This window comes from Tolypothrix sp. PCC 7601, assembly GCF_025677855.1.
Lineage (GTDB): Bacteria > Cyanobacteriota > Cyanobacteriia > Cyanobacteriales > Nostocaceae > Aulosira > Aulosira diplosiphon.
Genome location: NZ_CP064881.1, coordinates 108116 through 120861 on the forward strand (window position 1 = coordinate 108116; position 12746 = coordinate 120861).

At 41.4% G+C, this 12746-nt stretch carries 9 protein-coding genes and 1 pseudogene; 6 read left to right on the forward strand and 4 right to left on the reverse strand.

What is annotated here, in order from left to right; genetic code table 11:
* Window positions 1-340 precede the first annotated feature (340 nt).
* Together HG267_RS38035 and HG267_RS38040 are read right to left on the reverse strand one after the other, a co-directional pair.
* The gene (locus HG267_RS38035; protein WP_045874949.1) at window positions 341-1303 is read right to left on the reverse strand and encodes a ParB/RepB/Spo0J family partition protein; all 963 of its coding nucleotides are present in this window, start codon (window positions 1301-1303) and stop codon (window positions 341-343) included.
* On the reverse strand, window positions 1300-2073 hold the full coding sequence (locus tag HG267_RS38040) for a ParA family protein (protein ID WP_045874950.1): 774 nt from the start codon (window positions 2071-2073) through the stop codon (window positions 1300-1302). The genes HG267_RS38035 and HG267_RS38040 overlap by 4 nt, the downstream gene beginning before the upstream one ends.
* 544 nt (window positions 2074-2617) lie before the next feature.
* On the opposite strand from HG267_RS38040, the pseudogene HG267_RS42060 reads away from it, so the two are divergent.
* Window positions 2618-2704 (forward strand): annotated as a pseudogene (locus tag HG267_RS42060) (hypothetical protein); the annotation flags it as partial.
* Window positions 2705-2743: 39 nt separating this feature from the next.
* Window positions 2744-3793 carry a tetratricopeptide repeat protein gene (locus HG267_RS38045; protein WP_052335494.1) on the forward strand — a complete coding sequence of 350 codons (1050 nt, stop codon included), beginning with the start codon at window positions 2744-2746 and terminating at the stop codon, window positions 3791-3793.
* A 45-nt stretch (window positions 3794-3838) separates the two neighbouring features.
* Here the strand turns inward: HG267_RS38045 and HG267_RS38050 are convergent, their stop codons facing one another.
* Together HG267_RS38050 and HG267_RS38055 are read right to left on the reverse strand one after the other, a co-directional pair.
* Window positions 3839-4228 (reverse strand): hypothetical protein, encoded by a 390-nt coding sequence (locus tag HG267_RS38050; protein WP_045873620.1) that lies wholly within the window; start codon window positions 4226-4228, stop codon window positions 3839-3841.
* Window positions 4229-4268: 40 nt separating this feature from the next.
* Window positions 4269-5561, reverse strand: a complete 1293-nt coding sequence (locus HG267_RS38055; RefSeq protein ID WP_081584134.1) for an ISKra4 family transposase — start codon at window positions 5559-5561, stop codon at window positions 4269-4271.
* A gap of 256 nt (window positions 5562-5817) precedes the next feature.
* Between HG267_RS38055 and HG267_RS38060 the strand changes: the two genes are divergently transcribed.
* The 4 genes from HG267_RS38060 to HG267_RS38075 all read left to right on the forward strand — a co-directional run bounded on the left by HG267_RS38060 (window position 5818) and on the right by HG267_RS38075 (window position 12554).
* Complete coding sequence (locus HG267_RS38060; protein WP_052335495.1) at window positions 5818-7833, forward strand: CHAT domain-containing protein; 2016 nt, start codon at window positions 5818-5820, stop codon at window positions 7831-7833.
* Between the two features lie 742 nt (window positions 7834-8575).
* A complete protein-coding gene (locus HG267_RS38065) occupies window positions 8576-9358 on the forward strand; it encodes a heteromeric transposase endonuclease subunit TnsA (protein ID WP_263420089.1) in 783 nt (260 codons plus the stop codon).
* Window positions 9261-11087, forward strand: coding sequence for a Mu transposase C-terminal domain-containing protein (locus HG267_RS38070; protein ID WP_263420090.1), 1827 nt, complete (start codon window positions 9261-9263; stop codon window positions 11085-11087). Before HG267_RS38065 ends, HG267_RS38070 begins: the two co-directional genes overlap by 98 nt.
* Window positions 11088-12554: an ATP-binding protein gene (locus HG267_RS38075; protein ID WP_045874301.1), complete on the forward strand. Its 1467-nt coding sequence runs from the start codon at window positions 11088-11090 to the stop codon at window positions 12552-12554.
* The last annotated feature ends 192 nt before the right edge of the window (window positions 12555-12746 follow it).

Below are 12746 nucleotides of genomic sequence, written 5' to 3' on the forward strand. Positions count from 1 at the left end.
CCGTAGCCGTGCGAACCTTACAAAAGGTAAGCGCGACAATACTCAGCTTTCTGCCGCGCTTACCTTTTGTGAACAGCAACAACACTACTGAGGAGTGATTCAATCTTCTGTGGAAGGAGATCCCCAAAAGCTGCAAAATTCTTATCCACAAGCTTGTTTACCTTGGGCTACTTCGATCATTGCAAGAGCTGGGTGGATGGTCTGGATATATCTCTCAAAGACCTCCTTTGATGCCTACTCTTGTTCGCGGTTTGAGGCAATTTGGATCTCTCTTTAAGGGCTGGAAACTTGCGACTTGTGGACTTGTGTATCCATAGTAGGTTTTATAGAAGAGGGCGTGTCAATTTTGCTGCATTAATGCTTCCAGTTGTGCCAGCAGTTTTTCAACTTGTGTTTTTTTCTTGGGGTCATCCCACAATTTAGCTTTCTTGAATCGTCGAAGCGTATCATCAACACGCTCTTTGAGATCTGTCGTCTCTGTTTGAGAGGATGAGCGCGATTCAGACTGCTGCTCAAAAACTTGGATTTTCTGTTTGATTTCGCTCAGGGATAGATTATGTTCAATTGCTATGTTTAACAGTTCATCTCTGATTTTTTCATTTTTAACTCGTGCGATCGCTCGTGCTTTAGTGTACTCAAGTTTCCCCGAACGCAAAACTGACAGCACATCAGGCGGCAGACCCAGCAGTGGAAGGCGGTTGCGAACAAAAGAGTCCCACTTCATGCGTCCTAAAGCTATAAATACCTCTTCAACCAGCAGAGTTTGAGAGTTACCCGTAACGTTACGGGTAATTTTACCTTTAGCTTCATTGTCCATTTTTTGCAGCAGTTTGACGGTTTCGTCAACGCTGATTTCCAAGCGCAACGCCAACAGTTCGAGGATACCTTCAGTTTCCTCTAGGGGGTTGAGGTCTTCACGTTGCAGGTTTTCAACGAGGCGTACTTGATATGTAGTCGCATCGTCCATTTCTCTTGCAACAATAGGTACTTCGATTAATCCTGCCATTGTTGCCGCTCTGTAGCGTCGTTCACCCGCTACTAATTCATAATCACCTCCAGAGAGCGGACGCACCAACAGAGGTTCGAGAATACCTAGTTCTTTAACTGAGCGTGATAGTTCTTCAAGTTTTTGGGGGTCAAAGTAGCGCCGGGGTTGCGAGGAAGGCAGCTTGATTTTAGTGATGTCAATAGTGGAACTAGCATTGGCTTGATTATCAGGCTGCGTGGTATCTGCACTGCTACCGAACAGCAGTTCAACGGGTTTTTTGATGGCGGCGTAGGGTTCGTTACGCTTTTTATTCACTGTTTTACTTCGAGTTTATCTAAACTGTTGGCAATTTTTTTGAGTACGCTGACAGCAGAGTGATTTTTATCAAACAATGCTAAAGGTACTCTACGCTCGGACGCATCGGCAAAGGCAATAGATTTTGGAATGGGTGGATATACAGTACCAATATCTGACAGTTGTTCTTGCACAGCTTTAACAGTCCGAGACTCTTGGGCAGTGCGACCATCAAACATTGTGGGAACAAACCCCGCAAATTGTAAACCGGGGTTAGTATGACTGCGGACTTGGGCTACCGTACTAAGTAAAAGTTCTGTTCCTTTAAATGATTTAAACTGGCATTGTATCGGAACAAGAATGTGAGTAGCAGCAGTCAAACTAATAACACTGAGTAACCCTAAAGAAGGGGGACAGTCGATCAGAATAAAGTCGTAATTGTTCTGCACTGTGGCAAGTGCATTTTTTAGACGATATTCTCTGGCGATCGCACTTGCTAACTGCATTTCAGTAACCGCTAGGTTAATATCAGCAGGGACAAGCGCCATACCGTGAATCAGATCAGGATAGATAGGTAATGGCTTATTGTCAACAATTGTTTGTTGAATGCTTTGGTCTAATTCGTCGGGTTCAAGCCCCATGAAAGTAGTCAGGCTAGCTTGTGGGTCCATGTCTACCAACAAGACACGACGTTTTTTAAGTGCTAGGTGATAGCCTAAATTTTGAGTAAGTGTGGTTTTAGCAACACCACCACTTTGGTTAAACAGCGTAATAATGCAGGTTTTGTTCACAATTTTTGATAAAAGATTTTTGAGATCTCGCCTTAATACGCCAAATTTTATCGGAGGGGGTGATTTTATACAATCTGTAGCGAGTGCGATCTGCTTTAGTAGCAGTTAGCCGTTTTCGCTGATTCAACTGCTCATAAGCAGTTTTTGTGTAAAAAGCGTCCAAAATTCTGACCTGAGTTCGGAAACTTGATCTGCAATAGAGAGTCTCGGTAAGCTGAATAATTTTCGGGAAGGGACTTCTAGAATTTTTTAGAGAGGGGCTTCTAGCATTGTCTCAAGGTCTTTGGCAAGTAGTTAGGTGAATTTTATCTTTTTCCTCTTGAATAAGAGCCATCGTAGCAGTATAAAATTATTCTCAGTTATTTTGTGACTGCAGTAATCGCATCTCCAAAACCTAAAAACAGACTTCAATAATGCTCGCGATATTTCGCCATGTCAGCAAAGTATGTAAATATTCGCAAACAAATACAAACTATAACCGTTGACACTTATGTAAAATTGCTAGAGAGGTAATGTACTCAAGGATTTAAAAAAATTTGCAGAAGCATTAGAATCTTTTGATAAAGCTATAGAATTAAAACCTGATGCATATCAACCTTGGGCAAATCGTGGTTCTATATTTTGTTACCACCTACAACGATATGAAGATGGAATTGCATGTTATGACAAAGTGATAGATATTAAGCCTGACTTTCAGCCAGTCTGGCTAGAACGAGGTTTTGCACTTGATAAATTAAAACGTTTCTCTGAAGCAATCGCATCATTTGATCAAGCACTTAAATTGAAACCTAATTGCTATGATACTTGGAATATCCGGGGGGTAGCACTGCTTCATTCAGAACGCTTTGAGGAAGCAATTTTATCTTTTGATGAAGCACTCAAATTAAAACCTGACGATTATATTGTTTGGAGTAATCGAGGTGCTACAGAAAGTAAATTGGGTAATTTACAAGAAGCAATAGCTTGCTTAAGACAAGCATTGAAGTTAAATCCTAATTATGCCCAAGCTTGGTACAATCAGGGTATTATTCTAAAGGATTTAGGTTCTTTTGAAGAAGCGATCGCATCTTTTGATCAAGTGCTGAAATTGGAACCTGATAACTATGAGGCTTGGGATAGTCGGGGTGCAACACTCGATAGTTTAGACCGATTCTCTGAAGCGATCACGTCTTTTAACAAAGCGATAGAAATCAAACCGGATTTCCATGATGCTTGGAGAAATCGGAGTGTTACGTTAACTCATTTAGAACGTTTTTCTGAAGCAGTTGCATCTTGTGAAGAAGCACTTAAATTGAAACCTGATTATTATACTTGGTATTGTAAGGGAATTGCTTTGAAAGAATGGGGGTATTACAAAGATGCACTGGCTTCTTACGACAAAGCTGTAGAATTTAAGCCTGATTTCCCAGAAGCATGGACTAATAGAGGATTTGTATTAAATGACTTATATTTGTATGAAGATGCACTTACTTCCTTTGAGCAAGCTTTAGAAATCAACTCTAACTTCATAGAGGTGTTTAATGCTTGGAATGGGCGAGGTTTGGTACTAGCTCAATTATTAAGATACGAAGAAGCGATCGCATCCTACGACAAAGCAATAGATGCTAGTAAAAAAGCAATAAATACTGGCAAAAAACTGATTAATATTCGGAAGAAACTAGGGGGTGAACGAAAAAAAGTGTGGGGAAGAAAAAACGAGTTAGCGTATCATTTACGCTAACTAAGCTCTGACTGATGTAGATGTTAACTCTTACTTCGATATGAATTATTTTTGAAATCTTGCCGCTTCTTCAACTAGGTCATTGAGTCCTAGCTCTAGTGTATGAAGCACCTGGTTTAACGCTTCGATTTTTGTCCGATTTTTCATCATCTCAACTGCTTTTAAGAAAGCTGGACTACCTGCTTTACCAATATATTGATGACAACTTTTATTACCATTTTTGGTAACAAAGATAGGTGATCCTGATTGCCACTTGTAATACCAATAAGCTCCGCCCTTACCTTTGGCGCGGTAACGAACAATCCAACAACCAGAAAAAGCTACATCACTCTTGTTAAGAGTAGAGATTTCTTGGTTGATTTCTTCTCTTTTGGCAATTAAAAGTTCTACTCTGTGTGCTAAATCTGAAAGACTCTGTTCTCTTGTTTTGACCACTATTAAATACAAGCTTAAAAGTCCAAGGTTAGCGTGAATCTTACACTAACTTAATTTGATTGTAAGATAAGGATGACCAAAAATTTGACCATCGCTCAGAAGAACTTAAATATGCTGCCCTAAGAGCCATAACTCCTTCGGCTCCAAAAAAAGACCAATGCATACCTGCTTGTTTTAATCTTTGTGTAACCACACGCCGATTAGAACTTTCAACAACTCCTGAACCAATCATTAAACCAGCTTTTAAATAAGAGCGATAATCAATTCGACTTTGATTATTAGTTAAATAACGCTCTAAATCGGTAATTGCTTTGGTTAAATCTTTCTTCTTTTTTGGGAATTGATGACAATTTTCAATTACTGTAGTCCATTCAGATTTCTTCAGTAATTGTTGTTGGGTTTTCACCCAATCTTTTTGAGTGTCTTCTTTATTCGGATAAGCGGCTTTCGCCACTGACCACACATATTCTGAGAGATGAAAAAAGTCGAGAATTTCCACCGAACCTGGAAATTGTTCTGATGCCATCGACCAAATCCAATGTGCGCCATCACCAATCACTACAGTTTTTGTGGGTTTTGTAAGAGCTACTTGATGATATAAATGGGAGACTCTATCCCTAAATTCTCTCCGCGATTTTAAAGTAGCTACATATTCCCTTTCCCGGATCACACCTCTTTTTTTACCAACTTTTTGATGGTCTTTACTCCAGAAAATTACACCAACTTTTGCTTCTTTATATCCTTGTTTTTGATTCAAGGGAGTCATGACTCCATCAACTCCCACATATAATAAATCTGGTGGCTCATCCTCTAAATTAGGGACTTCAAACTCTGAAGAAGTGTCTGGCAAACATTCTCCATCGAACTCTTGTGTTTGTAGTTCATTTCCGATTTTTTCTACTTGATTAGCTAAAGTTTTTTCTGCTAACTCTAACGTTGTCCATTTTTGAAACAAGGAGTGAGAGTTAGGAAACTCACTACTGATTCCCAAAGCGCAGGCTAATTCTAATACCATTGGTAGCCATTTATCTTTTGGTAGACCTAACTCTTCATCAACCTTGACCTTAATACCATCTCTTGTAACGTAAGCTCTACGTACAAGAACCATTTCACCTAATGGAGTGTAATATCTTTTTTCTCGTTTAGTTCTCGGATGTGAGTATTGGGCTTCTTTTTCTTCTATTTTGGCTTGAAATAAGCTTTTTTGCACCTCGTTCCCTAATTTTAGCCACATACTGTAGAATTCGCGCACAAATTCTTCTAAATGGTTCCACTCCGGTAAGGAATTGAGTGTGTCATGAATGTGAGACAGAATTGATTGGAGGTTGTTCATGGGTAGTTTGGTTGCATCGCATCAAGAGCTATGTTAGCGTATTAAATCCGCTAACTACTCTCCCACACCTTTTTTCGTTCACCCGAAACTAGGAGATATTAATGACAGAGAAAGTAATTATTGGCACAATAGAGGTATCGCACTAGCCAACTTAGGAAGACATGAAGAAGCAGTTATCTCCTATAGTAAAACTATAGAAATTAAATCAAATGAGTCTCGACCTTGGGCTGACAGAGGAGTATCTCTGCATAATTTGATGCAATATCAAGAAGCGATCGCCTCCTATGACCAAGCCCTAGAATTAAAATCCGACGATTACAACACTTGGATTAATAGAGGATTAGCAGTTTCAAGCATCGTTGAGAAAGAGATAAATCCAACTGGTTTATTTATTTTACCCGTAGTCACCTCTTACCCCGACCTCGTTATCACATTTAAGAACCCAAATTTAAACGGGGGTGGTAGGCAAGGTCAATTTGCGAGCTATGAAGAAGGATTAAAACATTGTCCCCAAGAAACCCATCCAGAAGGTTGGGGTAAATTACATCAGGCTATAGGAAACGCCCATTATTTCCAGGGATGCAGAGATGATAATCCATATCCCTACTGGGGTAGGGCTTTTAGAAGCTATCAAAATGCACTAAAAACACTGACACAGTTTCCTGAAGCGCATTTAGAACTTCTGCGAGATTTAATTCGCTGCTTGTCAGCTTTGGGACAAACTTCTGAGGCTGAAGAACTCCAACGACGGGCTACGGATATCCTACAAAATCTGCTGGAAAACACCCCCAGTCCAGCCAGAAAGCAACAATTAGCCTTACGATTTGCTGGTTTTCAACAATTAACCGTTGACTTAGCCATACAATCGGGAAATTGGTGTGCAGCCTTGGAACTCGCAGAAAAAGGTAAAAATGCTTGTTTAACTTGGCTTTTGTACTCTTTGGGTGATGAGATTTCCTCCCCTAACTACTCGGAAATACAAAAGTTACTTAATCCCACAACTGCGATTATTTACTGGCATATTAGCCCGAATGCCCTCAATACCTTTATCCTCAAACATAATGTACCATCACCCATAGTCCTTTCCCCTCAGATATCTGCAACCAATTCCCTGGAGGAAAACCAAGCATTAGATGGACAATTGCCAACAACAGTAAAACGACACCGCGAGTTTGAAGCCTGGGTACAAAACTGGAACAAAGAATATACCAAGTATCGTGAGGGTAAAGACAACCAAGAAGCAGGACAAGCCACATGGCGCGATCGCTTACCGGAATACTTAGAAGATTTGGGTAAAATTCTTGATATCAATGCTATTGTCAATGCCATCTCTGCGGATGATGCAGTCCCACCCGTCGAAAACCTCATCCTTATTCCCCACCAGGATTTACATCGTTTTCCCCTGCAATTCTTATTTCCAGAACAATTTACAATTACTTACTTACCCAGTGCTAAAATTGGGCTTTCCTTGAGCGATCGCGTCAATCATCAAGAAAGCGATCGCTCAGAAAATACTGATACCAGCAAACAGTTATTAAGCGTAGAAGCACCAGACAGCACGGATATTATCGCAGACAAGAAATTTGAAGAGCTTCGTCATGCAGAAATGGAGTCAGCAACTATTAGCCAAATGTTTGCCAATCCTCACCGTTTAGCTGGTAGCGACGCGACAAAAGAAAATGTCGAAAAAGCTCTTGCCTCTGGGTATAAATTTTTTCATTTTACCGGACATGGAACCTATATTTTCCAAAATCCCAAACAATCAGCCCTTGCTTTGAGCCATACGGACAGGCTAACTCTAGAAGATATTCTCCAGCTACCTTTTAATAATTACCAGATGGTCAGCCTCTCGGCTTGCGAAACAGCGATTACTGGTAGCCAAACAATTACTACAGAATACGTGGGTTTGGTCAGTGGTTTTATTAGTAAAGGTGTTACGAATGTTGTTAGTACCCTGTGGACAGTGGAATCAATTTCTAGTGCTTTATTTGCGATTGAATTTTACCGTCAGTGCGATCGGGATACTGCTCCTGCTGCTGCGCTGAAGCGCACACAAAGGTGGTTGTGTGGTGTGACGTATGGTGAGATTGCGAGGTGGTATGAGGAACGGGCTGAGGAGATGGGTGAGTACAATTTTATCTGTGCGGAGGAATTGCGGGATGAAGCGGATATGATTCGCCATGACCTCGATAAAATCAATACACAGATTCCGCCTTTTGAGCATCCGTATTATTGGGCTAGTTTTATTGTTACTGGTGGGGTGAATCATTGATTATTAGGGATGATTGGAATTATTTTTCATATTTCCTTCAATAAAACTCATTAAAAAAATACAAATTTCCTCAGTGATACTGATATATAATCGCTACGATTGAAGATAGAGATAACACGTATATTGAGTTCAGTATCATGATTAAGCGGCTTTGGCGATGGTTAGAAAAAATTTTACAATGCTTATTGTGCTTTTACCCCCTGGATGACCAAATTGTGAATCATACCCTGACCAAAAATTAACGACATTTCAAGGGTTACAGCCTAAACATCACATAAAAGTTTGCATAAAATTATGGCCGCGTGTCCTAATTGTGAATCATAATAAATCCTAGAGTTGTCATAACGAAAAAGAAAAAACTTCTCCCGAATAATTCTCTAAAAATCACTCCTATGTACAACTTAGATGACAAAATATGGTTCAAACTGACTAAAATATGATTCAATTCGCGTTGATAAGTATTTTTAGGAGACTGTAGTGAAGCAACAAAGCCGTCCTTGTATCACATAGGTCACGCTCCCGGAGGTGAAGCTCAAATGAACGAATTCGAGTTTGAAGATTGGTGTAGGCAACAGCAACTAGCAACCAACACCATTGATTTGATTACACAAATCAGGAAATCCCCACCCTCACGTCGGGTACAAGGACGAACCAAGAACGTTTGTGGCGTGTACCCTAGTTCTAAAATGGGGTCACAATTCAATTCGAGAGCCATACAGTGGAATTGTGGGCGATTTACTTGATGGAACACGACCCCAAAGTTTTAGAGTTCTACGACCAGCCCCCACCATTCAAAATCCAGTATAAAAATCAAGCAGGGCGTAATATAGGTCACTATCATACCCCTGACTTTTTTGTATTACGTCATGATGGTGCTTGCTGGGAAGAGTGGAAAACAGTTAAGGAACTAGAGTTCTTAGCACAAAAATATCCTGGGCGTTATCAAAAAACAGCATCCGGTCATTGGCGTTGCCCACCAGGAGAAGCACACGCATCACAATTTGGTCTAAAATACTGCGTTCGTACTGATGCCGAATTGAATCCCGTCTTTACCCAGAACTTGATGTTTTTGTCAGATTACCTGGGATTTAAATCAAATTTGACAACAGATGTACACTCGACAGTTCTGGCTTACCTGGAAGCAAATCCAGGAATAACGATTGCGGCATTGCTACAAGAATTAAATGATGTATGTGCCAATGACATATACATCATGATTGCAACTGAGCTTTTGTACGTGGATTTGTCTGCTGTCCCCTTAGTTGAACATTACAGGACACGATTATGGGTAAGTCAACAAAATCATGACGCTTATACACACGCATCTGTTGTAGGAGTAACTACAAAGAATACTCCCAGTAGTCCCACAACACTGCTACCTAACACAGCCCTTGAGTGGGATTCGGCGCTATGGACTTTAGTTAACTATGGCGAGACCACAACCACGCTATTACCAGAGTCAGGCTTCCCAATACAGTTGCCCACAGCATTTTTTTCTCCAGTTATTCGACAGTGGCACCATTAAAATCCACAACGGAGTTACAGATGTAACAAGAAATGAAACTGTACGGACTTTAATGGAGGCCGCTTCTCCATCTCACTTAAAAGAAGCGAATCGAAAATTTAATATAGTACAAGCATATTTCCAACGCCATACAGATATCTATCAAGACATCAACCCACGTACCTTGCGTAGATGGGTACAACAGTTCCGTGAAGCAGAAGCAAGTTTAGGTTGCGGTTATGTCGGGTTGCTACCACGCACACATCAGCAAGGGAATCGTCAACCAAAATCGCCAACAGATTCAAGTGAATTATTAGATAAATTTATTAAGGAGCATTTTGAAACACCAAGACAAGCGACAGGCGCTTCAGTATATCGGGCGTATGTCAGAGCCTGTACAGCATTAAATATACAACCCCTTAGTAACCGCACCTTCTACCAGCGTTTAAAAAAACGCCCAACCCATGAGCAGACATTAAAGCGTCAGGGAGCAAAAGCCGCATACGCAACAGAGCCTTTTGTCTGGGAACTAGCTTTAAATACACGTCCTCACGGAAACCGTCCACTGGAGATAGTCCATATCGACCATACCGAACTCGATATTGAATTACGCTCACAAGCTACAGGTCGGTTACTGGGACGACCTTGGCTAACATTACTGACCGATGCTTATTCTCGGCGAATATTGGCAGTTTATCTGACTTTTGATGCACCTTCTTACAGGTCTTGCATGATGGGGCTACGTATTTTAGTCCAGCGCCAAGGTCGTTTTCCCTCAACATTAGTTGTAGATGGTGGCAAAGAATTCCACAGTATATACTTTGACACCTTGCTAGCACGCTACCACTGCACCAAGAAAACACGACCTGGTGGTAAACCCCGCTTTGGGTCGGTAATTGAACGATTATTTGGGACGACAAATACTGAGTTTATCTATAACCTATTAGGTAATACTCAAGCAAGTAAACAGCCGCGTCAACTCACCAAAACTGTTGACCCAAAACAGTTAGCTGTTTGGAATTTGGGAGATTTATATACTTACCTGACCCAGTGGGCTTACTCGATTTACGACTCAAATTATCATGACTCATTAGGTGCGTCTCCAGGCGTTGTTTATACCGAAGGGTTGTCAATCGCCGGAGAACGCTTACACCGAAGTATTGCTTATAACGAAGAGTTCCTCATGGCAACACGTCCTTCCACGCCCAAAGGTCAGGCGAAAGTTCAGCCGGGACAAGGGATTAAAGTCAATTATCTCTACTATTGGAGTGATGCTTTCCGCAATCCCAATGTAGAAAAAACATTAGTACCAGTACGCTACGATCCTTTTGATATGGGAGTTGCTTACGCCTATGTTGATGGGCGCTGGGTGAGATGTATCTCTCAGTATTACAGTACTTTCGTGGGACGCACTGAAAAAGAAGTGTTGTTAGCGGCACAAGAAATTAGGCAATTGAACAAACGTAGCGCCACGGCGACGAATTTGAATGCCAAACATTTAGCTGACTTCATTGCCAATGTCCAAGAACATGAAGCCTTGTTGCTGCAAAGATTGCGTGATTTGGAAAGTAAACGCTTACTAGACAATTTAACGTCTAGTAATTCTTCTGTTCCATCAGTAAACCAAGTTCATTCAACATTTGCTGTATTGGCACAACAGAGTGAAGATGTTGCATCGCAGCACGTACCATCTCGAAACGTTGAACCGTTGGATCTAAGTTCACTGCCAATATTAGCGGAATACAAATAGATGGATTTAAACAGGAACAGGAGCGATGACATAAACTTACTTACTCAATTTAAGGAGTATGCAGTTTTACATCCACAGTTAGCACGGGTAGATATGCTGCTCATGCGTGCGATTCGAGAACCTGCCGGATTTGCTCATGTGTTGGTGTATGGGCCAAGCGGTGTGGGCAAGACGACGATGATACGGCAAATTGCCCGACGTTTAAATGCGCCTCAAACTGAGGATTATGTATCAAATGACTCAAGCTACCGCAACGGTTATGTACCTCAATTACCTCTGTTACTGATAGAGACACGTCCACCTGACAGTGGGGTGTTTAATCGAACTGACTATTACCGGACTGCGCTGAAGCTTTTGAATGAGCCATTCTACGAGCGTCGTAGCATTGTAGACATTGATACGTCGGAGGCATGGGAGAAAAAAGGGCGTGGACGTACTAGCAAAACTTCCCAGTTTAATGATTCTCCAGAACTGCGCCACGCATTAGAAGAAGCGATAACCAAACGTGGTGTACGTGCGGTTATCCTGGATGAAGCGCAACATTTAATGAAGATTGGGACTGGAAGTAATGCTGGCAAGCTTTTAGACCAGTTGGATTGGATTAAATCCATGACGAATGTTACGGGTGTTTTACACATCCTGATTGGTACTTACGAACTGTTAAATTTCCGCAATTTAAGTGGTCAAGCATCCCGGCGCGGTCTGGATATCCACTTTCCGCGCTATTTGTACCAAAATGAACAAGACCGTTTGGATTTTCAAGCAGCGTTATTGGCACTCCTCAAGCAAGTACCTCTTGATACTAATATTCCTGAATTAATGCAGCATTGGCTTTACTTCTATGAACATTCTATTGGCTGTCTTGGAGTCCTAAAAGACTGGCTCATCAGAACTGTGGCGGCGGCATTAGATGATGGAAATAAAGCTTTAACTTTAAAACAATTACACGAACATACCCTAACGCTAGCGCAGTGCGAACGTATGGCAATAGAAGCGACTGAAGGCGAAGAAAAACTGAGCTATATGGAGAGCCGCCGCGAACACTTATGGCATTTGCTACAAATAGGAATGGGTTCAACGGATGTACCGACTAGTGCAGTCCCTCCTGAAACTCCGTTGGTCGGTAGTGAAATCACTTCATCGAAAACAGAGTCACCACCTAAAACTACATCGACTCGGAAAAAGCCAAACGTACCTGCACCACAAGAATTTACGACCACAACAGCAAACGAGATCCCCGTAGAGCCAGCCTTGAAGAAAAAGCAGACTCGTAAGAAAACTACATCTACTCAAACGCTTGAAATTACTGAAACGCCACTTAGTAATCCTAGTACTGACCTTCAGGCGATAACCCAGGACACGCAACAGCAAACAGATAAGAGTCCCCAGAAAAAGTCAGGCACACGGGTTGGACAACGCAAACCCAAGCGAGACACTGTTGGGCATGAATCGCCGTCAACAACATAATAATGATAATCATTGGGTGGGAAAGAAGCTGCCGACGGCAGCTTCTTCCCATTCTCTTTATTAATGAGACAGGGTTGAGCTTTGCTCAACCCTGTCTCCCCCCAACTATACGATTATCATTCTTACAACTCACAACTAAATTATGAAGTATATCTTGTCCTAATGAGTTTTGAAGCATTTCGTGACCCTTTG

What these genes read in the sequence shown, in the direction of transcription:
- HG267_RS38070 (WP_263420090.1), top strand. Translation starts at nt 9,261, where the DNA reads ATGGCGAGACCACAACCACGCTATTACCAGAGTCAGGCTTCCCAATAC.
- HG267_RS38065 (WP_263420089.1), top strand. Translation starts at nt 8,576, where the DNA reads ATGGAACACGACCCCAAAGTTTTAGAGTTCTACGACCAGCCCCCACCA.
- HG267_RS38075 (WP_045874301.1), top strand. Translation starts at nt 11,088, where the DNA reads ATGGATTTAAACAGGAACAGGAGCGATGACATAAACTTACTTACTCAA.
- HG267_RS38055 (WP_081584134.1), bottom strand. Translation starts at nt 5,561, where the DNA reads ATGAACAACCTCCAATCAATTCTGTCTCACATTCATGACACACTCAAT.
- HG267_RS38060 (WP_052335495.1), top strand. Translation starts at nt 5,818, where the DNA reads ATGCAATATCAAGAAGCGATCGCCTCCTATGACCAAGCCCTAGAATTA.